The organism is Streptomyces sp. NPDC031497 (assembly GCF_055580905.1).
The window spans coordinates 438,036-461,295 of the sequence record NZ_JBVIKO010000005.1; the positions used below are offsets into that span (position 1 = coordinate 438,036).

The window sequence follows — 23,260 nt, forward strand, 5'->3', positions numbered from 1 at the left end:
CGTTGGGCCCGCCCCCGCATCGGTCGTGCCGGCTGTTACGGGCCGGGGACCGTGGCCAGGTCCGTACCGTTGGCCAGCCGGTCGATCTGCTCTTCCGAGGCCACGCCCTGGAGGGTCCACACGTCGTCGATCACGCCGGGCCAGTACTCGCCCCACGTGCCGTCCGTCCTGCCACGGCCGAGCTGGAGGCCGGCGGTGGCGTTGAACGGCAGGACGTTGGAGTTCCAGGACACCGAGTCGGTGCAGCCCGCGACATCCGGACTCCCGTCGTCGTCACTGTCGACGCAGACGACCTGCTCCAGGTTGCCGTCGACATACAGCCGCATCTGATCGGCGAAGGCGTCGTAGACCACCGCCAGATGGTTCCAGCTCGTGTTGTTCATGAAGTTGGGATGCTCGGCCGTCGCCACCGTCGCTCCCTTGGCGTCGGAGCCCGGCATCGCCAGCTGCCATCGGCCGGCGTTCGCCGGGTCGGTCGCACTGGGTACGTACCGCACCGCGAAGCCGCTGTTGACCGAGCCCGCCTGCGAGAACACCGTCACCGGATGGTCCGGCCGGGCAGCCGTGCTCACCCACGCGGCGGCGGTGAAGCTGGTCCCGGTGGAGACGGGCGAGGTGGCCGTGGCGGCGTAGTCGCCGTTGCCGTCCAGCAGCAGCCCACCTGGGCCCACGTAGTTGGAGTTGCCGGAAACGTCGATCGAGGCGTTGCCGCCCAGCGTCAGTGCCCGCTTGCCCGAGGAGTCGTCCGCGGAGGTCAGTGGTGTGCCGGAGCCGGAGTCCAGCTTCCAGCGGCCCTGGACGACCGGACGGGCCTTGTTCAGCTCCTTGACCTCGTCCCCGGACAGCGTCCGGTCGAACAGCCGGACATCGTCCAGGTCGCCCTTCATGAAGGCCTGGGGTCCGCCCGTCGCCTTGTAGCCCAGGGTGACCGGGCCGGTGGCGAGCCAGGGGGTGGTGAAGGGCTGTGTGTCTTTCAGTACCCCGTCGACGTAGAGCCGGATCTCACCGACGTCGTAGTCGTAGACGCCCACGACATGGGTCCACTCCCCGAGCCGGGCGGCCGCGCAGTTCACGTTCGGATCGCAGGCGTTCTGCCGGGCCCGCACCAGCGTGGCGCTGGTCGAGTCGGAACCGGCGCGCAGGAAGGCCCAGCCGCCGAGTGCCGAGGAGTGGACCAGTTCGAAACCTGGGACACCGGCGCTTCCTTGGGTCACCGCCGTCATCGTCCGGCTCTCCTTGTCCTTGGGTAGCCTGGCCCAGGCGGAGACCGCGAAGCTCTGATAAGTGTCCAGCACCGGCTGCGAGGTGATCACACCGTCGTCGACGCCGTCGAACGTCGCCGCCGTACCGTCGACGCCCGCGGAACCCAGCACCGTTCCACCGTTGACGGTCGCCGTCACCTCCTGCGACCGGCCGACGGCCGCGGTCGCTGTGGCTTCCTCGTCCAGCGGCCAGACCACCTTCGCCGGACGGTTGGTGTTCACCGGCTGCTTGGCGTACAGGCGGCCGATCTGGGCGTCGGTGAGCTGGTAGTCGAAGAGCTGGGCCTCGTCCAGATCACCGGTGAAGTAGTTGCTCAGGGTGCCGTAGTGCTGGGCGGCGCCGAGGAGAGTACGGCCGCGGGAATCCCACGGGGTGGTGAACGCCGCACTGCCGACCAGCACGCCGTCGACGTACAGCCTCAGCTCCTGCTTCGTGTTGTCGAAGACGCCGACCAGGTGGGTCCAGGTGCCCAGCCGTGCGGCGGCACAGGCGGTGTCGCCGGTCGGACAGGCGGGCTGCGAGGCGCGCGAGATGGCCGGAGACGAGGCGTCGACGCTGTGCCGCAGGAACTGCCAGCCCCCCAGCACGGGGGAGTAGTAGATCTCGAAGCCGCTGGTGTTGGCTCCGGCCTGCGAGAGAGCCACGACCGAGGTGCCGGGCTGGGTGGCGGGCAGCCTGGCCCAGGTCGACACGGAGAAGCTCTTGCGCGTGTTGAGGACCGGGGAGGTGGTGGCGGCGTAGTCGTCCGTGCCGTCGAAGTGCAGACCGTGGCCCAGGACGCCTTCCCCGCCCGGCGTCGCGCCGTTCAGCTGGGCAGGCCACTCCCCGCCCGTACCGCTGACCGTGGCCGAGCCGGCCGCCTCGTTGAGCTTCATGTTCAGCCGGTCGGGCTGGCCCGCGTTGACCCGGAACTGGTAGGTGCGGATCTCGCTGCCGTTGCCCGCGGTGTCGAAGGCCTGCGCCGTGAGGAAGTTGACGCCGGACTTCGTCGGCATGAACTTCGTCGTCTGCGCGGCGCCGCCAGAAGTGGTCAGCGTGTGCGCGCTGGTCGGGTCGCCGTTGATGCCGAACCAGTACTTGGCCACATCCGTGGACGAGGAGTCGATGGTGAAGGCGCCGTACCGGCCCACCCCGTCCAGCCACGGGTCGTTCGGGTCCTCGGGGTCCGAGGCCGGGTACTGGGTGGAGGCGATCGAGGGACCGGCGGGCACGCTCGTGTCGTAGACCATGAGGCAGTCGGGCGCCGCACCCGAATAGCTCCACGGCGACCATTGCGCGCTGTCGTAGGAGCGCACATGCCAGCCGACGTACTTGTTCTTCGGGATGCTCGTCGGAAGCGAGATCGAGAAGTCGGAACCCGACTTCTTGTAGGTCGTCCGGGCCGAGGTCCAGCGTGCCGTGAAGCCCTTGCCGTCACCGGTATCCCAGGACGCCTGGAACTGCACGGCGATGCTGTCGCCGTCGGGGTCCGTCACGTCGTTCGCCCGGATCTTGGGCAGGATGCGGACCCGCTTGGCGGTCGCGGAGCAGGCACCGCCGGGGTCCTGCGTCAGCTGCGAGGTGCGGATCTGCGTCGGCGGACGGTTGTACTGCACCCGCAGCCACGCGTCGTCGGAGAACCGCTTCCACGACAGCACGTCGTTCTCGTCCCGGGCCTTCAGGCCGAACGTCGTGGTCGACCAGCCGTTGGCCGCCGCCTGCTGCACCGCACGCAGCGCCCAGAACTCCACACTGCCGCCCGGGCAGTCACCGTTCCAGCCCTTCGCCTCGCTCAGCGTCTTCTGCAGGTCGACCCAGAAGCCGTCGGCGTTCTGCGTGTTCCACGTCGTCGAGGAGTTGATCCCCTTGGTGCGCCACAGCTGCACATCGGTCTTGGTACAGCTGTAGGAGTGTGTCTCGTTGACCACGAACTCCGCCGACAGGACGGTCTTGCCCGCGAAGCGCGAGGTCGGGATCGTGTAGAAGATCCGCTTGACGTCCTCGGGCGCGCAGCGCGCGTCACCCGCGCAGTAGCCCATGCCCGAGTCGGAGTTGCCGTTGAACTTCCACTGCGGGGACGAGGCCCAGTAGCGGGAGGCGAAGGTCCAGCTGCTCGCCTTCGGCGTGTACCACTGCGGGTCGATGTAGACCGGGAACGTGGCGTTCTTCAGCAGTTTCTGGTCCGGCGTCAGCACCAGCGCGTCATCACCCGGGGGGACGCTCACGCCGATGGGCGCGATTTTCGCGGACTCGCCGGGCCCGTGCGACGGATCGGCGGCTTCGGCCGCCTTCCCGGCTGCCGTGCGTGCCGCCGCGGTCGACGCGCCCTTGCTGGAGTCCCACATCATCGGCCGCGGGGCCTCGAAGACCGGCCCGCCGGCGCCCGTGTCGACCGCCGCGAGGCCGCCGTCCGGCGTGGTGCGTACGTCCATGCCGTCGGCGTCCATCGCCAGCCGCAGCTCGGCCAGCTTCGGATTCGCCGCCGCTTCGGGCGTCTTGACGACCAGCACCTCCGAGGCGCCGTCGACGCTCGCCTTCACCTGAAGGTCCACGTCCCCCAGCACCGACGGATAGGTCGCCGTGTCACCGTCGATCACCGGCTCCGGCAGCGCCGTCGGCCAGAACAGGGACAGCTTCCGGCCCGCCCGCTCCAGCGTGATCAGCGGCTGCTTCTTCCCGCCGCCGGAGAACGCGATACCCACCGTCGCCGCCTTGGGCGCGACGCTGCCGTCCGCGCGCTTCTCCAGCGCGGTGTCGATCGCCTTCCACTCACCGTCCACCCGCGCCCGCACCGGACGCAGATGTTCCACAGCCTCGAAATTGCCGTTCGGCAGGGCGTACGTCTCGCTGGTTTCACCACGCAGCGAGGCGATCTCCACCTTCTTTCCCGAACGTGCGGCCTGACCGAAAGCGGCGCTCTCCGTGTCCTTTGCCGTCGCCGTGAAGCCCGGCACCATCCCGCCCAGCAACGTCAGACCTGCAACGGCGCTCACTGCGCATGCAGCGGCGCGGCCCCGTTTGGGAACCGTCATCCCCCAGCCCTCCCCCGGACTTTTGCTCTGCAAAACGATCAAGACATCGCCAGTCGAAGGTAAAGGGAGGGCAATAGCTCGTCCAGATCAACCGATAGGCAAATCCAGGGATTTGACCGACAAGACCTATGGAGAATCTGTGTGACCCCCGTCACGATGTCCGCACTCCGCCATTACGTCGGGCGGAAAGTGGCAGCACACGCCGAATTGAAAGAGAACTCCAGATGAACACTACATGGATGCGGCAATGCCTTTGTGTATGTCACTACGTGATACCGAACATCAGCCCAACCAGGGGGTGCAGTCGCAGGGCGGCCACGGCACACAACTGACGCCTCGACAACTGCATCGGCCTGCAAAATGGCCTGGCCGCCCAGAACGCGAGGTTCACCGGTTCCGGTTGCAGGCGGGGAGGCGCCGTAGGAGTGCGGTAAAGGAAGGGCCGAGCGGCTGCCGAACCCGCTGGTAAAAGCGCGGCAGCCGGCTTCCCGGAGCAGGTGATTCCCGTGCCCGTGCCGACCGGCATAGGCCAAGTAGACGGCAACCTGGGCGTTCTCGACCCTGCCTGGCGGCCTGCTCGCACGAAGTCGCCACCGGGGGCGGGAAGTTCCGCGCCGACTTCCTGGCCAGGAAGGTGCCCGAGCGGGGCCGGCAGAAGCTGTCGGCCGGGGCCGGAGCGAAGGGCCACCGCTCCTACGATTGGGCTGTCATCGACCTCACCGACCTTCGGCCCGGGAGCTGGCACCTGCTGATCCGACGGAATCGCGGCAGCGGCGAACTCGCCTACTGCCGTTGCTATTCGCCCGCACCGGTGCCGCTGACCGAACTGGTGCGGGTAGCTGGATCAAGGTGGCAGGCGGAGGAGTTCTTCCAGTCCGGCAAGGGCCTGGCCGGACTGGATGAGCACCAGGTCCGCCGGTACGCGTCCCGGTCCCGCTGGGTCACCCTGGCCATGCTCGCCCACGCCTTCCTCGCTGTCGTCCGGGCCGAGGAACACGACAGGTCGACGCCCAACTTGATGTCGTACGAGCACAGGGCCAGAACGACCACCTACAGTGGCGGCGCGGCATCCAGCGGGACGCTTACGCAGCCTTCCTCCAATCGGTTCTCAGCTACACCGATACCGCCCCGGCAGGGGCGCCCCCTCGGGGGCGTGGTGCTATATCTCACAAGACGGGAGTGTCAAGCTTGGCGCAAACCATCGGCGGAAACGTTCAGTGAGGTCGCTGGCTCAGCGCACTCCTGATTTCACTCCCACAGGCGAGCACCCGCCCTGAACAGGCAGTTTTCCCAGTCCCTTCCGTGAGGCGGAAGAGGTATTGCGGCGCCGTGACGCTCTTCCGGACGATGTCGCCACCACCCAACGACGGGAGCCGCAGCATGCCGCACACCACCGCCTTCGCCAGGAACCAGTGGTACGTCGCCGCCCACAGTCACGAGGTCGGGCGGGAGTTGCTCGGGCGGACGGTTCTCGGGGAACCGCTCGTGTTCTACCGCTCCGAGGAGGACGGCAGCCCGGTCGCGCTCAACGACCGCTGTGTGCACCGGCGTTACCCGCTGTCGGAGAGCGGGCTCGACGGTGACCGGATCGTGTGCGGGTACCACGGGTTCACCTACGACCGGACCGGCGCCTGCGTGTACGTGCCGGGTCAGAAACGCATCCCGCGCACCGCCCGGGTCGCCTCGTACCCGGTGGTCGAGCAGGACTCCCTGGTGTGGGTGTGGGTCGGCGACCCCGGGCTCGCCGACCCGGACGCCATCCCGCGGGCCCGGCACCTCGACGCCCCCGGCTGGACGACCGTACGGGGCATGGAGCCCATCGACGCCGACTACGGCCTCCTCGTCGACAACCTCCTCGATCTCTCCCACGAGACCTATCTGCACGGCGGTTACATAGGCACCCCGGAGGTCGCCGAGACGCCGATCACCACGGAGGTCGACGAAGGCGCCGGGATCGTGCGGGTCAGCCGGCACATGGATGACGCCGAGTGCCCGCCGTTCTACGCCCGTTCGACCGGGATCGAGGGGCGGATCACCCGCCGGCAGGACATCGAGTACCACGCGCCCTGTCTGTATCTGCTGCACAGCCGGATCGCACCGGTCGGTGTGGGGCCGGAGGCCGACGGCAGCGACCCGAACGGCTTCCACACCGAGATCACCTACGCGATCACCCCGTCCTCGGACGGCAAGGTGTACGACTTCTGGATGGTCTCCCGGGACTGGGCGACGGACGACGCCGAGGTCACCGAATTCCTGCGGAGCAACAACCACACGGTCGTCATGCAGGACGTCGACGCCCTCAACCTCCTTCAGCGGACGCTGGGTTCGGAGCGCGCCGGCTACCAGGAGCTGAGCATCAACATCGACACCGGCGGCCTCGCCGCCCGCCGTATCCTCGCCCGGCTGGTCGAGGAGGGCGACAAGCCCGTGGAGAAGGTCCTGTGAGCACGCCGGCCGGTGAGGTCTACCGCATCGACTGGCTGCCGGGCACCGACGTGCTGCACGGCACCTGTCACTGCGGAGCCGAGCACACCGCGCAGGACCCGGTCGCGATGTGGGAGTGGATGCTCGGCCACCCCGAAGGACACCAGCCCCCGGAGCGCACGACATGAGTCTGTACGAAGCCGAACTGGTCGTCGGCGAAAGGGTGTCGGCAGCCGACGGGGTCGTCTCCCTCACCCTTCGGCATCCTCTCGGCGAGGAACTTCCGCAGTGGGAACCGGGGGCGCATGTCGATGTCGTGCTCGGGCCCGGGCTGGAGCGGCAGTTCTCGCTGTGCGGGGATCCCGGGGACCGTGCCGGCTGGCGGATCGCGGTGTTGCGGGAGCCCGACGGGCGGGGCGGATCCGCCTACGTCCACGACCAGTTGGGCGTCGGCGACAGGGTGCGGGTGCGCGGCCCGCGCAACCACTTCCGGCTGGAGCCGGCCCCGCGCTACCGGTTCGTCGCGGGCGGTATCGGCATCACCCCGATCCTGCCGATGCTGGCCGCCGCCGAGGCCTCGGGCGCCGAGTGGACGCTGCTGTACGGCGGCCGGACCCGGGACTCCATGGCGTTCACCGGCGAGTTGGCGCGCTACGGCGGCGATCGGGTCACCGTCGCCCCGCAGGACGAGACCGGGCTGCTGGACCTCGGCCCGGTGCTGGACGACGTCCCGGACGGCACCCTGGTGTACTGCTGCGGGCCGGGGCCGCTGCTGGACGCGGTGGAGGGGCGCTGCCCGGCGGGCGTGCTGCGGGTGGAACGCTTTCAGCCGAAGGCCCGACAGGACGGCAAGGAAGGCGAGGACGGCGAGGACGGCCAGTTCGAGGTCGTCCTCGGGCGGAGCGGTCGTACCCTCACCGTCGCACCCGGGGTCTCCGTGCTCGACACCGTGCGGGCCGCCGGGGTCGAGGTGCTCTACTCCTGTATCGAGGGCACCTGCGGGACGTGCGAGACGGATGTCCTCGAAGGCGACCCGGACCACCGGGACTCGGTGCTCTCCGAGGAGGAACGGGCGGCCGGGGAGACCATGCTCATCTGTGTGTCGCGGTGCCGAGGGAAGCGCCTGGTGCTCGATCTGTGATCCGCAGGTCCGCCTCGGTCCGCGCCACCGCCCCGAGCAGCGGCGGTAGCAGGTCGCGGCGGACCGCGGCGGCGGACATCCGGCCGGAGTGGACCGCCAGGACCGCCCCGGCCACCGCCTGGCCGCTCCGGTCCCGCACCGGGGCGGCCAGTGTTCTGACGCCGTCCTCCAGGTCGTCTTCGAGCAGGGCGAATCCCTGACGCCGTATCGACTCCGCTGCGGGCAGGCCCGGTGAGCAGGGCTCGGATGCGTGGGCGAGCAGCACCGCCCCCGCCGCCGTCCGGCGGGCCGGATACCTCGCACCCACCGCGACGGTCGCCGCCATCACCCGCCGGGCCGGGACCGCGGCGACATGCACCACCGCGTCTCCGTCCAGGACGCAGAGTGCCGCCGACTCCCCCGTCAGCTCGGCGAGTTGCTCCAGATGGGGCTGGGCGAGGCTCGGCAGGTCGAGGCCGGAGAGATAGGCGTAGCCGAGTTCCAGGACGCGCGGGGCGAGGCGGAACCGGCGGCCGTCCGAGTGGACGTAGCCCAGGTCGACGAGGGTGAGGAGCAGGCGGCGGGCGGCGGCCCGGGTCAGGTCGCAGGCGCGGGCCACCTCGCTGAGCGTGCGCGCCGGATGCTCGGCGTCGAAGGCGCGGATCACGGCCAGGCCGCGCTCGAAGGACCTCACGAAGTGCGGTGCGCGGGCATCACTCGACATCGGCGCCTCCCGGTCCGGTACGTCCCGCCACGGTCCGCCGCGGTCCGCCGCCGCGCGGCGGTTCGACGGCTCGACACGGAGAACACGGTGAGAGCGCGGTTCGATAACTGTCAACAATTTTGTCAGCTGAACCCATTGACCGGGTTGTCCGGCCGGTTCTACCTTCCCGCTGAGCACCATCCGAGCACCACTGTGCGCACAGCGCACACCCTGTCGGAACACCGTTGTCTGCACAGGAGGAGCCCATGCGTCGTCTGCTCGCCGGTCTCGCGGCCGGCACCATCCTGCTCACCACGGCGGCCTGCGGCTCCTCCGGGGGTTCGTCGTCCACCTCGCCCTCCTCGGGCGGCACCACCACCGTCAAAGTGGGCATCATCCCCATCGTCGACGTGGCCCCTCTCTACCTTGGGCAGAAGGAGGGCTTCTACGGCAAGCGCGGCCTGAAGCTGTCGATGACGCTCGCGCAGGGCGGCGCGGCCATCGTGCCGGGTGTGACGAGCGGTCAGTTCCAGTTCGGCTTCAGCAACATGACCTCGCTGATGATCGCCCAGTCCAACAGCGTGCCGGTGCGGGCGATCGCGAACGGCGTGGCCTCGACGGGCGTGGCGGGCAAGGACTTCGGCGGGCTCGTCGTGAAGAAGGGCAGCGGCATCACCTCGGCGAAGCAGCTGGAGGGCAAGAAGGTCGCCGTCAACACGCTGAAGAACATCAACGAGACCGCGGTCCGCGAGTCGGTGCGCAAGGCGGGCGGCGACCCGGACAAGGTGAGCTTCGTCGAGCTGGCCTTCGACCAGATGCCGGCGGCGCTCGACAAGGGACAGATCGACGCGGCGATGGCGGTCGAGCCGGCGCTCGCCACCATGAAGCTCCAGGGCGCCACCGAGATCGCCTCGCCGATGGTCGACGTGGCGAAGAACCTCACCGTGGCCATGTACTTCACCTCGACGTCGTACGCGCAGAAGAACCCGGACGTCGTGAAGAAGTTCCAGGAGGCCACGGCCGAGTCGCTGGCCTACGCGGACGCGCACCCGGACGAGGTCCGGCAGATCGTCACCACCTACACCAAGACCCCCGCGGACGTGCTGGCCGCGCTGACCCTGCCGAAGTGGCCGGCCGACCCGAACCGTGCGTCGATCGACACCCTGGAGAAGCTGAGCGAGCAGGACGGCCTCTTCAAGACGGCGCCCGACCTGGACAAGCTGCTGCCGTGAAGGAAGTGAAGGGGCTGAACACCGCACTGGGTGCGGCCGGGCTCGCGGCCTTTCTCGCCCTCGGCGAGGCGGTACCGCGGCTCGGTCTGGTCAAGGCGGACTACTTCCCGCCGACCAGCCGGATCGCCCGCGCCCTCGGCACCGAACTCGCCGACGGAGCCTTCTGGTCGGCGCTCGGCGACACCCTCACCGGCTGGGCGGCGGGCCTGGCCATCGCGGTCGGCGCCGGCATCGTGGCGGGGGTCGTCCTCTCGGTCGTCCCGCACCTGCGCGAGGCCACCGCCTCCACCATCGAGTTCCTCCGCCCGATCCCCTCGGTCGCCCTGATCCCCCTCGCCATCCTGCTCTACGGCACCGAACTCCGCTCGGTCCTGCTGCTCGTCGTCTACGCCTCCTTCTGGCAGGTCCTGATCCAGGTGATGTACGGCGTCCAGGACGTCGACCCGGTCGCCGAGGAGACCGCACGGTCGTACGGACTCGGCACCTGGGCCCGGGTACGCCATGTGCTGTGGCCGACCGCGCTGCCGTACGTCATGACCGGCGTCCGGCTGGCCGCCGCGGTGGCCCTGATCCTCACCATCACCGCCGAACTGGTCATCGGCGCCCCCGGGTTGGGGCAGCAGATCGCGGTCGCCCAGTCCTCGCAGGCGGTGCCGGACATGTACGCCCTGATCGTGGTGACCGGCCTGCTGGGCCTGCTCATCAACGTGGGCGCCCGGTCGGTGGAGCGGCGGGCGCTGGCCTGGCACCAGTCGGTGCGCGGGGAGGTGGCGGTGTGAGGCGGCTGCTGCTCGGAGCGGTGTACGTGCTGGCCCTGCCCGTCGTCCTGGTCGCGCTGTGGTGGGTGGCCTCCGACGGCAGTACGAACGTCTACTGGCCGCCGCTGCGCACCATCCTGAAGACCTTCCCGGACGTCTGGACCGGTCAGCGGCTCCGCGACGACCTGCTGCGCAGTGTGCTGCGCCTGCTCGCCGGCTACGCGACGGCGGCCGTCGCGGGAGTGGCCCTCGGCACGGTCATCGGCTCCTACCGGCGGGTGCGGGCGGTCTGCGAACCCGTCCTCGAATTCCTGCGGGCGGTGCCGCCGCCCGTCCTCGTCCCGGTCATCATGCTGTTCGCGGGCATCGGCGACACCATGAAGATCGTGGTGATCGTCAGCGGCTGCGTATGGCCGATCCTGCTCAACACGGTCGAGGGCGTACGGGCGGTCGACCCGGTGATGACGGAGACGGCCCGCTCCTACGGCATCACGGGCGTGACCCGGCTGCGTACGCTGGTACTGCGTTCGGCGAGCCCGCAGATCTTCGCGGGCCTGCGGCAGGCGCTGTCGATCGGGATCATCCTGATGGTCATCAGCGAGATGTCCGCGGCCAGCAACGGGCTCGGCTTCACCATCGTGCAGTTCCAGCGCAGCTTCGCGATCCCCGACATGTGGACCGGGATCCTGGTGCTGGGCCTGCTCGGCTTCGCGCTGTCGGTGGTCTTCCAGGTGGTCGAGCGACGGGTGCTCGGCTGGTACCACGGGCTGCGCGCGACAACCCGGCGGTCCTGAGTGAACATCGTGAAGGGGCGGTCCATGCTCGACGTACGCGGCCTGCGGAAGGTCTACGACGGATCCGGCCGCCGCATCGAGGCGGTGCGGGACCTCACCTTCACCGTGGAGGCGGGCGAACTCGTCTGTCTCGTCGGCCCGTCGGGCTGCGGCAAGACCACCCTGCTCAGGTGCATGGGCGGGCTGCTCACCCCGACCGGCGGCGAAGTCCTCCTGGAGGGACGGAAGGTGACCGGGCCGCCGCCCGGGATGGCGTTCGTCTTCCAGGAGTACGGCCGCAGCCTGTTCCCCTGGATGCGGGTCGCTGAGAACGTCGAACTGCCGCTGAAGCAGAAGCGGTTGCCGCGAGAGCGGCGCCGGGAACTGGTCTCCGACGCGCTGCGCTCGGTCGGCCTCGCCGACGCCGCGAGCGCCTATCCCTGGCAGCTCTCCGGCGGGATGCAGCAGCGGGTCGCGATCGCGCGGGCCCTCGCCTACGAACCCCGGGTCCTGCTGATGGACGAGCCGTTCGCCGCCGTCGACGCCCAGACCCGGGCCGATCTGGAGGATCTGGTGCGGGGGCTGTGGCGGGAGCGCGGGATCACGATCCTGTTCGTCACCCACGACATCGACGAGGCGGTCTACCTGGGCCAGCGGGTGATCGTCCTGTCCGCCTCCCCGACCGTCGTCCAGGAACAGCTGAAGGTCGATCTGCCGGACGGGCGCGACCAGTTGCACACCCGGGTCGCCCCGCGCTTCGCCGAACTGCGCACTCATGTGTACGAGCAGATCCAGGCGGCGAAACGCGGGACTCCCCGGGCGGCGGAGGTCACGACGTCAGATACGCCTCCACCTCGCTGAACTGCGCGGCCGGCCAGGCGTTGTTGGCGGTGACGGTCAGCCGCACATAACGCAGGTTGGTGCTGCCGGGCAGGGCCACGGTGACGGTGTTGCCGGTGGCGGGGTCGAACCGGTAGCCGGTGGAGCCCACGACGGTCGAGTAGTTCGAGCCGTCGGTGCTGCCCAGCACGGTGATCGTCTGGGTGCGCGCGCCCCAGGCCGAGGACGGCGGCAGCTTCAGCACCAGCCGGCGGGCCGCGTAGGAGGAGCCGAGGTCGACGGTCAGCGACTGCGGGAAGGCGTTGTTGGCGGACTCCCAGTAGCTGTTGGCGTCGCCGTCGACCGCCTTGCCGGGCGTGTACACGTCCTGCGAGCCGGTGGCGGTCGCCGGGCGGCCCTTGGCGAGGTTGCGGTTCGGGTCCGGGTCGGGGTTGCCGGTGCCGGGCTGCGGCCAGCTGGAGCAGTCCGCCCAGGTGCTGGACCAGCCGGAGTTGCCACCGCCGTCGGTGAGCGCGAAGGAGCCGGAGTTCGCCGGGTAGGGGCAGTTGTAGATACCGGCGGCGCCGACGCCGGTGGCGGTGACGTTGCGGAAGGCGGCGGCGCCCTGCGCCTCGGCCTGCACCACGACCGTCCCGGTGTTCCGCACGGTGGCGCCGGTCACGTTGACGTTCCGGACCGGGTATCCCTGGCCGCCGCCGGAGACGAACTCGAAGGCGCTGTACGGACTGTCGGTGATCGTGGTGTTGGTGATGTTGACGGTGGCGTTGATGGCGCTGTCGTAGGAGTCGACGCGCAGCGCGCCCATCGGGTGGTTCCAGTTGGGGTTGATCGCGCCCGCGCGGACCAGCGTGTTGCCGTCGACGGTGATCGTCCCGGACAGCGGTGAGAACGGGTCGGCGAACTTCTGGTTGGAGATGGCGATGCCGCTGCCCAGCGCGTTGGTGTCGGAGATCAGGTTGTTCCGCACAGTGATGTCGGTGCCGCCGTAGATGGCGATGCCGTTGGCCAGGTTCGGCTGGGAGATGGTGTTGCCGGTGAAGCTGGAGTTGGTGTCGGGCGAGTACAGCGACCACATGGCGAGGGAGTCGTCGCCCTGGTTGCGCAGGAAGTTGTTGCGGACCTGGACGCCGTGGGCGGTGCCGTTGAGGTTGAGGCCGTCGGCGGTGGTGTCCAGGACGCGGTTGTTCTCGACGACCAGGTTGTCGTTGTTGCCCGTCAGCCAGAATCCGCACTTGAGGTGCTGGATCCACATCCCGGAGACCGAACTGTTCGGCCCCAGCGACCCGTTGACGAAGTTGTCCGGGTTGGAGTCGACGCGTTCGGTGACCTCGCCGATCACCGCGAAGTTGTTGATGTGGACGTTCCCCGAGGAGCTGGACTGGTCGATGAACCGCGAGGTGTGCACCACCGAGTACCAGCTGCCGGCGCCCTGGAGGGTGACGTTCTGGACACCGCTCAGGGAGGACGTGAGCCTGTAGTCGCCCGGCGGGATCCACACCGTGCCGCCCTGGGCGGCGGCGATGGCGTCCCGGAATGCCTGGGTGGAGTCGCCGTTGCCGCTGGGGTCGGCGCCCCTGGAGGTGACGGAGACCGATCCGGCGGGCTGCGCGGCGGCCCCGGCGACCTGTTCGAAGTCGGCCACGTCGACGGTGACCTGGGTGCCGGTGGACTCGAAGGCGACCTTGTCGCCGGCCTGGACGTTCTGGCCGAGCAGCAGGCGTGCGTTGTCGAAGAAGTGGTGCTGCTTGGCTCCGGCGATCCAGCCGGTGTCGACGTAGGAGTACTTGGAGGTGACGGCCAGGGTCTTCGCCAGTTTGACCCCGTTGACGTACACGTTGAGGGTGCCGGTCTGGCCGTCGGGGACGCTGTAGGAGAGGTTCACGGCGTTGGACGCCTGGGGGGCGGTGAACTCGACGCGCTGCCCGGACGTCAGCCGTACGGCCTGGCGGCCGGAGGCCTCGGAGGCGAGGGTGCCCTGGGTGTAGTCGGGGCCGATCCTGCTGCCGGTGGTGGTCGCCGACTCCGCCTCGACCGAGGTGAAGGGGAGGCTCGCGCCCGCGGCCGCGTGGGCGGCGGGCGCGACGGCGACGAGCAGGCCGGCGGCGAGGGTGACAGCGACCGCCACTGCTGGCATGCTCCTGACAGATCTGGTTGTGGTGCTGTGCATCTGCTGATCCCTTCGAGGTGGGGGGAGGGGAATAGCGCGAGCGATACCGGCGGCTCAGGTCGTCAACCAGGCCGCCGTGTCCTGCGGCAGACGGCCCGTGCCGTCCAACGGGCCGCTGGTGAGCAGAAGCTGGGTGTGGGCGGGGAGTTCGGCGGGTTCGGGCGCGAGGTTGACCACACAGATCAGTCCCTCGGCGCGGGTGAAGGCGAGGACGCCCTCGGGGGCGGGCAGCCAGGTCAGCGGGCCGGCCCCGAACAGCGGGCGGGCGGCGATGGCGCGGCGGTAGAGGCTGAGCATGGAGTCGGCGTTCTCCTGCTGGCGGTCGGCCGCGTACGAGGCCCAGCCGGCCGGCTGCGGCAGCCACGGCTCCTCGCGCGAACCGAATCCCGCGTAGGGCAGGTCGGCGGCCCAGGGCATCGGCACCCGGCAGCCGTCCCGGCCGGGATCGGTGCCGCCCGACCGGAAGTACATCGGATCCTCGATGCGGTCCACCGGAATCTCGGCCTCGGGCAGCCCCAGCTCCTCCCCCTGGTAGACGTACACCGCGCCGGGCAGCGCCAGGGACAGCAGCGCTGCCGCGCGGGCCCTGCGGGTGCCCAGCTCCAGGTCCGTGGGGGTGCCGAAGGCCTTGGCCGCGAAGTCGAAGCCGGTGTCCTCGCGGCCGTAGCGGGTGACCGTGCGGGTGACGTCGTGGTTGCACAGCACCCAGGTGGCGGGCGCGCCGACCGGGGCGTGCTCGGCGAGGGTGGTGTCGATCGACGTCCGCAGCCGGCCGGCGTCCCAGGGGCAGGACAGGAAGGAGAAGTTGAAGGCGGTGTGCAGTTCGTCGGGGCGGAGGTAGCGGGCGAAGCGCTCGGCGTCGGGGAGCCAGACCTCGCCGACGAAGACCCCGTCGTAGGCGTCGGCGACCGCGCGCCACGAGCGGTAGATGTCATGGAGGTCGTCGCGGTCGACGAAGGGGTGCGGCCGTGGATCCGTGGCCAGGTCGGGCAGGTCCGGGTCCTTGGCGAGCAGGGCGGCGGAGTCGATGCGGACGCCGGCGACGCCCCGCTCGAACCAGAACCGCAGGATGTCCTCGTGCTCCTGGCGGACGGCCGGGTGGTCCCAGTTGAGGTCGGGCTGTTCGGGGGTGAACAGGTGCAGGTACCAGTCGCCGTCGGGCAGCCGGGTCCACACCGGTTCGGTGGAACCGAGGAACTGCGACGGCCAGTCGTTGGGCGGGAGTTCGCCGTGCTCACCACGCCCCGGGCGGAAGTGGAACAGCTCGCGCTCGGGGCTGCCGGGCCCGGCCGCCAACGCGGCCCGGAACCAGGGGTGCTGGTCGGAGACGTGGTTGGGGACGATGTCGACGATCGTCCGGATGCCCAGCTCCCCCGCCTCGGCGATGAGTTTCTCGGCCTCGGCGAGGGTGCCGAACGCCGGGTCGATGGCCCGGTAGTCGGCGACGTCGTAGCCGCCGTCCTTCAGCGGTGACAGGTACCAGGGGTTGAACCACAGGGCGTCCACGCCCAGTCCGGCGAGGTACGGCAGCTTGGCGCGGACGCCCGCGAGGTCGCCGGTGCCGTCGCCGTCGCCGTCCGCGAAGCTGCGGACGTACACCTGGTAGATGACGGCGGAACGCCACCAGTCGAGGTCCTTCGGGGCATGGCTGGGCTGTCCCACTGTGCGTGCCTTTCTGTCGGAGGAAGGGCGTCAGCCCTTGGTGCTGCCCGCGCTGATCCCGGCGATGATGTGCCGCTGGAAGACGAGGAACAGCGCGACCATCGGGATGCTGGCGATCACCATCGCGGCGATGAGCACGGTGAGCTGGATGTTCTGCGACAGCTGGACCAGGGCGACGCTGATGGGCTGCTTGTCGGTGTCCGAGAAGACCATCAGCGGCCACAGGAAGTCCTGCCACACCGCGACCAGGGCGAAGATCGACACCACCCCGAGCACCGGGCGGGACATGGGCAGCACCACCGACCACAGGATGCGCAGCTTGCCGGCGCCGTCGATCTCGGCGGCCTCCAGCACATCGCGCGGCAGCTGGTCGAAGAACCGCTTGAGGAGATAGAGGTTGAAGGCGTTGGCGACGGCCGGGAGCCAGATGCCGAGCGGGTCGTTCAGCAGGCTGGTGTGGATGAACGGCAGGTCGGCCACGGTCAGGTACTTGGGTACGACCAGGGCCTGGGCCGGGACCATCAGGGTGGCCAGGATCCCGCCGAGGACCACGTTGCCGAAGGCCGGCTTCAGTTTCGACAGGGCGTAGGCGGCGGCCGTGCAGAACACCAGCTGGAAGGCCCAGGCGCCGGCCGCCTGCACCACCGTGTTCCACAGGTGCTGGGGCAGCTGCATCAGGTCCCAGGCGTCGGTGTACCCGGTGAGGTGCCAGTGCTTGGGGATGAGGGTGGGCGGGGTCTGGGTGACCTCGTCCGGGGACTTCATCGCGCCGGTCACCATCCAGTACACGGGGAACAGGAAGGCGAGCGCAAAGAGCAGGACGACTCCGGTGAAGACGGTCCAGTAGGCCGCCTTCCCGCGCGGGCGGGCCAGGGTCGCCGGCGAGATCAGGGTGCGGGTGGCGCTGCTCATCCGTCCTCCCCGGAGCGGGTCAGCCGCAGGTAGACGGCGGAGAACACACCGAGCAGCACCAGGAGCATGACGCTGAGGGCGCAGGCACCGCCGAAGTCGTTGTAGAGGAACGCGTACTTGTAGATGAGGTAGAGCACGGTGACCGTGGCGTTCTCCGGGCCGCCCCCCGTGATGACGAACGGTTCGGTGAACACCTGCATGGTGGCGATGATCTGAAGGAGCATCAGCATCAGGATGACGAACCTGGTCTGGGGGATCGTCACATGACGCACGCGTTGCAGGAGGTTCGCGCCGTCCAGTTCGGCGGCCTCGTAGAGCTCGCCGGGGATGGACTGGAGAGCGGCCAGATAGATCAGGACGGTGCCGCCCATGTTGGCCCAGGTGGCCACGATCACCAGGGAGACGAGCGCGGTGTCGGCGCCGTTGGACCAGTTCGAGGTGGGCAGGTGCAGGAAGCTCAGGGTCTCGTTGGCGAGGCCGGCGCCCGGATCGTAGAACCACTTCCACAGCAGGGCGCTGACCACCGGCGGGATCATCACCGGCAGGTAGACCACGACCCGGAAGAACGCCTTCGCGTGCCGCAGCTCGTTGAGGACCAGCGCGAGTACGAACGGGATCGCGAAACCGATCAGCAGGGCCAGCAGCGTGAAGGTGAGGGTGTTGCGCCAGGCCGCCGAGAACTCGGGGTCGTGCAGGACCCGGGTGAAGTTGGCGGTGCCGACCCATTCCGGGGACGAGCCGGGCGTGTACTTCTGGAAGGCGATCACGACCGCGCGGATCGCCGGGTACCAGGAGAACAGGGCGAAGCAGATCAGTCCGCCGAGCAGGAAGCCGTAGGCACGGGCCTGGTCGAGGAGCCGGCGCCGCCTCCGGTCCCCTGCCGGGGGCGGCGCCGGGGCCTGTCGGGCGCCGACCGCCGCCGGGGCGGGTCGGCGCTCGGCCGTCTTGTTCATCGCGGTCAGCTCCGGGCCAGGATGCCGTCGATCTTCTCGTTGGCGTCCTTGAGGAGCTGGTCGATGTCGGCGTCCTTCTTGGTGAGGACGGCGGAGACGGCGCCGTCGAGGACGGAGTAGATCTGCTGGGCGTTGGGCGGCTCGATCTTCATCTGGAGGGACTGGTTGCCGTCCAGGAAGGCCTGGTAGTTCTCCACCGGAACGTTGGCGTTGGCCTTCTTGACCTGCTGGTCCTTGGCGTCGGCGGCGCCGGTGAACAGCCGCGGCTCGGGCAGGCCGACGGGTGCGTTGTTCTTCTTGGCGCGGGCGTAGTCGCCGAGGAAGCCGTCACCGGGGGTGAGGAACATGGAGTCGAGCCACTTGAGGCCGGCCTTGATCTGTGCCGGGGTGTCCTTCTTGTTGAACATGTAGCCGTCGCCGCCGATGAGGGTGCCCTGGCCGCCGGGCATCGGGGCGAGGGCGAGGTCCTTGTAGTTGCCGCCCTTCTCCTTGACCAGGATCGGGATGTTGTCCGGGGCAGAGAGGTACATGCCGAGCTTGCCCGAACCCATCATCTGCTGGACGTCGTTGAGGATCAGCAACTGCTTGCTGCCCATGGTGTTGTCGGTCCAGCGCATGTCGTGCAGGTTCTGCAGGACCGCGTGGCCCTGGGGGGTGTCGACGGTCGCCGTCTTGCCGTCGGCGGAGACGACGTCGCCGCCCTGCGAGTACAGCTCGGCGGTGAAGTGCCAGCCGCCCTGGTTCTGCGCGCTGTAGTCGGCGTATCCGACGGTGCCGTTGCCGAGGGCGGCGATCTTCTTGGCGTCGGCGCGGACCTCTTCCCAGGTCGCCGGCGGCTTGTCGGGGTCGAGACCGGCCTTCTGGAAGAGCGCCCGGTTGTAGATCAGCCCCATGCTGTACCCGGTGCGCGGGATGCCGTAGACCTTGCCGTCCACGGTGTAGATGTCCCGTAGCTGCTTCTGGATGGTGTCGTAGCTCTTCAGGTCCTTGAGGTACGGCGTGAGGTCGGCCGCCTGGTTGATGTCCACGACGTGCTTGGCGTCGGTGAAGTACGTGTAGAAGACGTCCTCCATCTGGCCGCCGGCGAGCTTGGCGTCGAAGGTCTTCGGGTCCTGGCAGGGGAACGCGTCGTGCATGACGACGTCGATGTCCGGGTTCTTCTTCTCGAAGTCGGCGGTGTCCTGATCGAAGAACGAACGGTCGACCTTGGCGCTCTTCGGCGGCTCGCAGTTGACGGTGATACGCGTCTTGCCGCTCCCCGCGTCGTCGTCGCCCGACCCGCAGGCCGAGGCCGAGAGCGCAAGGGACGAACAGACACCTATCGCGACGAGAGCACGGCGGAACCCGGTGCTGGACATCGGTGGACCCCCCAGAACAGGAGCAGTTGGGCGCCGCACCGGGACCGGTGGGCGCCGCACACTCAAGCACCGGCAGCACTGCCGCGCAAGATGTCGCGCAGAATCTGTAATTATTCGACAGCAGATGGGATCTGTTGACTCTCAGGCTTTCGGCGCTTGCGCGGTCGACCCCCTGACGACCAGCTCCGGCTCGAACAGCAGCTCCTCCGCCGGGACGACCGTGCCGCCGATCTGAGCGTTCAGCAGCTCGACGGCGGCCCGCCCCATGGCCTCGATGGGCTGGCGGACGGTGGTGAGCGGGGGTTCGGTGCAGTTCATGAACGCGGAGTCGTCGTAGCCGACGACCGACACCTGGGACGGGACGTCCAGGCCCTTGCGACGGGCCGCCCTGATCGCTCCCAGCGCCAGGGGGTCGCTGGCGCAGATGATCCCGGTGACGCCCTGGTCGATGAGGCGCGTGGCGGCCGCGTGACCACCCTCGATCGAGAACATGGCCCGGGCGACGCTCGCGTCCGGGAGGTCGCCCATCGTGCGCGCGGCGGCCAGCTTGCGGGCCGACGGCATGTGGTCGGCGGGGCCGAGGACGAGTCCGATCCGCTCGTGGCCGAGGGAGGCGAGGTGCCGCCAGGCCTGTTCCACCGCCACGGCGTCGTCGCAGGACACGGCGGGGAAGCCGAGATGGTCGATGGCCGCGTTGATCAGCACCACCGGGATGTTGCGGTCGGCGAGCAGCCGGTAGTGGTCGTGGGGCGCGTCGGCCTGGGCGAAAAGACCGCCGGCGAACACGACACCGGAGACCTGCTGTTGCAGCAGCAACTCCACATAGTCCGCCTCGGAGACCCCGCCCTTGGTCTGGGTGCACAGCACCGGGGTGAGCCCGAGCTGGGCGAGCGCGCCGCCGATGACCTCGGCGAAGGCCGGGAAGATGGGGTTCTGCAGCTCGGGCAGGACCAGGCCGACGAGCCGGGCGCGCTCACCGCGCAGCTGGGTGGGGCGCTCGTAGCCGAGGACGTCAAGGGCCGAGAGCACCGCCTGCCGGGTGGCCTCGGAGACCCCGGGCTTGCCGTTGAGCACCCGGCTGACCGTGGCCTCGCTGACCCCGACCTTCTTGGCCACTTCCGCAAGTCGTCGCGTCATGGGTGCAAGCGTAGCGCAAGTTACGCAAGCAGTTTGCGTAAGCCTGGGGAGCCAGGGTCAGACGCGGCTGCCGGTGGCCGTGTCCGCCGACAGCCGCTGGGCGACGTAGATGGGGACCACCGACAGCAGTACGAGCACGGCCGCCACCACGTTCACCACCGGTGCCTGCTGGGGGCGGGTCATGTTGTCGTAGATCCACAGCGGCAGGGTCTGGACGCCCGGCCCCGCGGTGAAGGTGGTGACCACGATCTCGTCGAAGGAGAGCGCGAAGGCGAGCAGTCCGCCCGCGAGCAACGCAGAGCGCACCAGCGGGAAGGTGACGTCGGCGAAGGCCCGGAAGGTGTCGGCGCCCAGGTCGGCCGCCGCCTCCTCGTAGCTGCCGGAGGTACGGCGCAGCCGGGCGACCACGTTGTTGAAGACGATCACCACGCAGAAGGTGGCGTGTCCGACGACCACGGTGAACAGGCCGAGTCCGACGCCGAGCGGCGCGAGGACGGTGCTGAAGGCCGAGTTGAGGGCGATGCCGGTGACGATGCCGGGCAGCGCGATCGGCAGGACGACCACGAAGGAGAGGGCGCCTTGGCCGAAGAAGCGGTACCGGGCGACCGCGAAGGCGATGAGCGTGCCGAGCACCAGGGCGATCGCGGTGGCGCCGAGCCCGGCCTTCACCGAGGTCCACAGGGCCTCGCGAGCGCCGGAGCTGCGCCAGGCGGCCGACCACCAGCGGGTGGTCAGACCGGGCGGCGGCCAGCTCGCGCTGCGGTCGGGGTTCAGGGAGTTGACGAGGACCAGCAGCAGCGGCACGTAGATCACCGCGAAGCCGAACCCGGCGGCGACACGCACCGCGATCCGCGCGGAACGGGAGAGTTGCACGGCGGGCTCCTCTACAGGCTGCTCAGCGCGCCCGTGCGGCGCATCGCGAGCAGGTACAGCACGATGACGACGACCGGGACGGTGGCGAGCGCGGCGGCCATGGGCAGGTTGAGTTCGATGTTGGCGTAGACGAGGTTGCCGATGAGCTGGGTCTTGCCGCCGACGATCTGCACGGTGATGTAGTCACCGAGGCTGAGCGAGAAGGTGAACACCGACCCGGCGGCGACCGACGGCAGGACCATCGGCAGCACCACGGAACGGAAGGTCCGCCCGGCGCGGGCGCCGAGGTCCGCGGAGGCGTCCAGCAGGTTGTCGGGCAGCTGCTCCAGCGCGGTGTGGATCGGCAGGATCATGTAGGGCAGCCACAGGTAGGTCAGGGTCAGCACGGTGGCCGGCAGTCCGAAGCCCGGCCCGCTCAGCCCGAGCGGTTTCAGCAGCCAATCGGCGAGCCCGCCCTCGGACAGGATCAGCCGCCAGGCGTACACCTTGACCAGGTAACTCGCCCACAGCGGGGTGAGGATGGCGACCACCAGGATCGGGCGCCGGCTCGGCCTGGCCACCCGGGCGGTGTAGAAGGCGACCGGGAAGGCGATCACCGCGCACAGGGCGGTCACCGCGAGGGCGACGCCGACGCTGCGCAGGATCACCTGGCGGAACACCGGTGCCGTGAACAGCTCGTGGAAGTTGTCGGTCGACCAGACCTTCACGACCTCGGAGGTGAAGGAGTCCGTCGTCCAGAACGCGGAGACGAACAGCACGGCCAGCGAGCCGAGGTAGAGCACGGCCAGCCACAGCAGCGGGGCGGTCAGCAGCAGGGCGAGGCGGAGCCGGGGGCGCCGGTGCAGCGCCCCCGCGGTCCGGGTGAGCACGGTCATGGCTCAGCCCTTGATCTCGGTCCAGGCCTGCACCCACTTCGCGTACGGCACGCACTTGACGTCGGTACGGCCGTCCAGGCACTGCTCGATGGGCGTGTTCCAGAAGGCGATGTTCTTCCAGTAGCTCTCGTCGGCCGCGTGGTAGGTCGCGCAGAAGTTCTTGTCGCTGGTCAGATCGCAGGCCTTGGCGTTGGCCGGGGCCTCGCCGAAGTACTCGGCGACCTCGGCGTTGACCTTCGGGGAGACGATCCAGTTCAGCCACTGGTAGGCGCAGTCGGGGTGCTTGGCCTTGGCGGAGACCATCCAGGTGTCGGACCAGCCGGTCGAACCCTCCTTGGGTACGAAGGCCTTCACCTTGGCGCCCTCGTCGGCGGCCAGGTTGGCGATGACCTGCCAGCTGGTGCCGATCACGGAGTCGCCGCTCTTGAAGGCGGAGATCTCCTTGAGGTAGTCGCTCCAGTACTCGCCGATGTCCGCGTTCTGCTTCTTCAGCAGGGCGACGGCCGCGTCGAACTGCTTCTGGTCGAGCGCGTAGGGGTCCTTGATCTTCAGCTCCGGCTTGGTGGCCTTGAGATACAGGGCCGCGTCGGCGATGTAGATCGGCGAGTCGTAGGCGGTGACATGGCCCTGATACTTCCCCGCGTCGTCGAAGACGGCCGACCAGGAGGTGGGCGCGGGGGTCACCTTCTGGGTGTCGTACATCAGCAGGTTGGCGCCGCGGCCGTGCGGGATGCCGTACATCTGACCCTTCACCGAGTTCCAGGCGCCGTTCTTCAGACCGCTGAAGACGTCCTTGTAGTTCGGTACGAGCTTGGTGTTGACCGGGGCCGCGTCGCCGGAGGCGATCAGGCGCAGGGAAGCGTCGCCGGAGGCGGAGACGGCGTCGTACTCGCCGGTCTTCATCAGTTTGACCATCTCGTCGGAGCTGGCGGCGACCTTGGAGTTGACCTGGCAGCCGGTCTGCTTCTCGAAGTCGGTGACCCAGTCCACCTTGGGGTCGTCGGAGCCGTCCTCGACATAGCCGGCCCAGGCGATCAGGTTGACCGAGCCCTCGGACTTGCCCAGCTTGGCGAGGGGCTTGAGATCGGGCGGGTTGAGCCCGGTGGACGAGCCAGAGCCGGAGGAGCCACAGGCGGTGGCGGCCAGCAGCAGCACGACGGCGGCGGCCGCGGTGCGGGGACGGATGAGGCGCACGACGT

At 69.3% G+C, this 23,260-nt stretch carries 18 protein-coding genes and 1 pseudogene; 8 read left to right on the forward strand and 11 right to left on the reverse strand.

The genetic code is table 11. From position 1 onward, the window contains the following. Nucleotides 1–35: 35 nt before the first annotated feature. A complete protein-coding gene (locus tag ACZ5K7_RS13360; protein ID WP_468913101.1) occupies nt 36–4,235 on the reverse strand; it encodes a LamG-like jellyroll fold domain-containing protein in 4,200 nt (1,399 codons plus the stop codon). A gap of 607 nt (nt 4,236–4,842) precedes the next feature. Here ACZ5K7_RS13360 and ACZ5K7_RS13365 point away from each other — a divergent pair. The 4 genes and pseudogenes from ACZ5K7_RS13365 to ACZ5K7_RS13380 form a co-directional block, all read left to right on the forward strand. Beyond that, nucleotides 4,843–5,274: pseudogene (locus tag ACZ5K7_RS13365) on the forward strand (transposase family protein); the annotation flags it as partial. Between the two features lie 380 nt (nt 5,275–5,654). Further along, entirely contained in the window at nt 5,655–6,719 is a 1,065-nt protein-coding gene (locus ACZ5K7_RS13370; RefSeq protein WP_468913103.1) for a Rieske 2Fe-2S domain-containing protein, read from the forward strand. Continuing rightward, a complete protein-coding gene (locus ACZ5K7_RS13375) occupies nt 6,716–6,886 on the forward strand; it encodes a hypothetical protein (protein WP_468913105.1) in 171 nt (56 codons plus the stop codon). Before ACZ5K7_RS13370 ends, ACZ5K7_RS13375 begins: the two co-directional genes overlap by 4 nt. After that, a complete protein-coding gene (locus ACZ5K7_RS13380; protein WP_468913107.1) occupies nt 6,883–7,839 on the forward strand; it encodes a PDR/VanB family oxidoreductase in 957 nt (318 codons plus the stop codon). Before ACZ5K7_RS13375 ends, ACZ5K7_RS13380 begins: the two co-directional genes overlap by 4 nt. On the opposite strand, the gene ACZ5K7_RS13385 is transcribed toward ACZ5K7_RS13380, so the two are convergent. Beyond that, nucleotides 7,790–8,542: an IclR family transcriptional regulator domain-containing protein gene (locus ACZ5K7_RS13385; protein WP_351711555.1), complete on the reverse strand. Its 753-nt coding sequence runs from the start codon at nt 8,540–8,542 to the stop codon at nt 7,790–7,792. The two genes, ACZ5K7_RS13380 and ACZ5K7_RS13385, sit on opposite strands and share 50 nt — an antisense overlap. Nucleotides 8,543–8,787: 245 nt before the next feature. On the opposite strand from ACZ5K7_RS13385, the gene ACZ5K7_RS13390 reads away from it, so the two are divergent. The 4 genes from ACZ5K7_RS13390 to ACZ5K7_RS13405 are packed head-to-tail and all read left to right on the forward strand — an operon-like array spanning nt 8,788 to nt 12,145. After that, complete coding sequence (locus ACZ5K7_RS13390) at nt 8,788–9,753, forward strand: ABC transporter substrate-binding protein (protein WP_468913110.1); 966 nt, start codon at nt 8,788–8,790, stop codon at nt 9,751–9,753. Between the two features lie 5 nt (nt 9,754–9,758). Then, nucleotides 9,759–10,532 (forward strand): ABC transporter permease, encoded by a 774-nt coding sequence (locus ACZ5K7_RS13395; RefSeq protein ID WP_468913260.1) that lies wholly within the window; start codon nt 9,759–9,761, stop codon nt 10,530–10,532. Continuing rightward, nucleotides 10,529–11,305, forward strand: a complete 777-nt coding sequence (locus ACZ5K7_RS13400) for an ABC transporter permease (protein WP_468913112.1) — start codon at nt 10,529–10,531, stop codon at nt 11,303–11,305. Before ACZ5K7_RS13395 ends, ACZ5K7_RS13400 begins: the two co-directional genes overlap by 4 nt. Nucleotides 11,306–11,329: 24 nt before the next feature. Further along, entirely contained in the window at nt 11,330–12,145 is an 816-nt protein-coding gene (locus tag ACZ5K7_RS13405; protein WP_351711561.1) for an ABC transporter ATP-binding protein, read from the forward strand. On the opposite strand, the gene ACZ5K7_RS13410 is transcribed toward ACZ5K7_RS13405, so the two are convergent. The 9 genes from ACZ5K7_RS13410 to ACZ5K7_RS13450 form a co-directional block, all read right to left on the reverse strand. After that, nucleotides 12,114–14,291: a discoidin domain-containing protein gene (locus ACZ5K7_RS13410; protein ID WP_468913115.1), complete on the reverse strand. Its 2,178-nt coding sequence runs from the start codon at nt 14,289–14,291 to the stop codon at nt 12,114–12,116. The genes ACZ5K7_RS13405 and ACZ5K7_RS13410 overlap by 32 nt on opposite strands. Before the next feature lie 54 nt (nt 14,292–14,345). Then, nucleotides 14,346–15,953 carry a glycoside hydrolase family 13 protein gene (locus ACZ5K7_RS13415; RefSeq protein WP_468913118.1) on the reverse strand — a complete coding sequence of 536 codons (1,608 nt, stop codon included), beginning with the start codon at nt 15,951–15,953 and terminating at the stop codon, nt 14,346–14,348. A 30-nt stretch (nt 15,954–15,983) separates the two neighbouring features. Next, complete coding sequence (locus tag ACZ5K7_RS13420; protein ID WP_351711567.1) at nt 15,984–16,865, reverse strand: carbohydrate ABC transporter permease; 882 nt, start codon at nt 16,863–16,865, stop codon at nt 15,984–15,986. Continuing rightward, nucleotides 16,862–17,818, reverse strand: a complete 957-nt coding sequence (locus ACZ5K7_RS13425; RefSeq protein ID WP_468913121.1) for a carbohydrate ABC transporter permease — start codon at nt 17,816–17,818, stop codon at nt 16,862–16,864. Before ACZ5K7_RS13425 ends, ACZ5K7_RS13420 begins: the two co-directional genes overlap by 4 nt. 5 nt (nt 17,819–17,823) lie before the next feature. Further along, nucleotides 17,824–19,176 carry an ABC transporter substrate-binding protein gene (locus ACZ5K7_RS13430; RefSeq protein WP_351711571.1) on the reverse strand — a complete coding sequence of 451 codons (1,353 nt, stop codon included), beginning with the start codon at nt 19,174–19,176 and terminating at the stop codon, nt 17,824–17,826. A gap of 141 nt (nt 19,177–19,317) precedes the next feature. Next, nucleotides 19,318–20,313: a LacI family DNA-binding transcriptional regulator gene (locus ACZ5K7_RS13435; RefSeq protein WP_351711573.1), complete on the reverse strand. Its 996-nt coding sequence runs from the start codon at nt 20,311–20,313 to the stop codon at nt 19,318–19,320. Between the two features lie 57 nt (nt 20,314–20,370). Beyond that, nucleotides 20,371–21,186 carry an ABC transporter permease gene (locus ACZ5K7_RS13440; RefSeq protein ID WP_468913124.1) on the reverse strand — a complete coding sequence of 272 codons (816 nt, stop codon included), beginning with the start codon at nt 21,184–21,186 and terminating at the stop codon, nt 20,371–20,373. Nucleotides 21,187–21,197: 11 nt separating this feature from the next. Then, entirely contained in the window at nt 21,198–22,061 is an 864-nt protein-coding gene (locus ACZ5K7_RS13445; RefSeq protein WP_468913126.1) for an ABC transporter permease, read from the reverse strand. Between the two features lie 3 nt (nt 22,062–22,064). After that, entirely contained in the window at nt 22,065–23,255 is a 1,191-nt protein-coding gene (locus tag ACZ5K7_RS13450) for an ABC transporter substrate-binding protein (RefSeq protein ID WP_468913128.1), read from the reverse strand. Nucleotides 23,256–23,260: the final 5 nt, after the last annotated feature.

Coding starts and splice junctions, on each gene's coding strand:
- ACZ5K7_RS13370 (WP_468913103.1), top strand. CDS start 5,655: ATGCCGCACACCACCGCCTTCGCCAGGAACCAGTGGTACGTCGCCGCC.
- ACZ5K7_RS13380 (WP_468913107.1), top strand. CDS start 6,883: ATGAGTCTGTACGAAGCCGAACTGGTCGTCGGCGAAAGGGTGTCGGCA.
- ACZ5K7_RS13385 (WP_351711555.1), bottom strand. CDS start 8,542: ATGTCGAGTGATGCCCGCGCACCGCACTTCGTGAGGTCCTTCGAGCGC.
- ACZ5K7_RS13390 (WP_468913110.1), top strand. CDS start 8,788: ATGCGTCGTCTGCTCGCCGGTCTCGCGGCCGGCACCATCCTGCTCACC.
- ACZ5K7_RS13405 (WP_351711561.1), top strand. CDS start 11,330: ATGCTCGACGTACGCGGCCTGCGGAAGGTCTACGACGGATCCGGCCGC.
- ACZ5K7_RS13410 (WP_468913115.1), bottom strand. CDS start 14,291: ATGCACAGCACCACAACCAGATCTGTCAGGAGCATGCCAGCAGTGGCG.
- ACZ5K7_RS13420 (WP_351711567.1), bottom strand. CDS start 16,865: ATGAGCAGCGCCACCCGCACCCTGATCTCGCCGGCGACCCTGGCCCGC.
- ACZ5K7_RS13425 (WP_468913121.1), bottom strand. CDS start 17,818: ATGAACAAGACGGCCGAGCGCCGACCCGCCCCGGCGGCGGTCGGCGCC.
- ACZ5K7_RS13430 (WP_351711571.1), bottom strand. CDS start 19,176: ATGTCCAGCACCGGGTTCCGCCGTGCTCTCGTCGCGATAGGTGTCTGT.
- ACZ5K7_RS13435 (WP_351711573.1), bottom strand. CDS start 20,313: ATGACGCGACGACTTGCGGAAGTGGCCAAGAAGGTCGGGGTCAGCGAG.
- ACZ5K7_RS13445 (WP_468913126.1), bottom strand. CDS start 22,061: ATGACCGTGCTCACCCGGACCGCGGGGGCGCTGCACCGGCGCCCCCGG.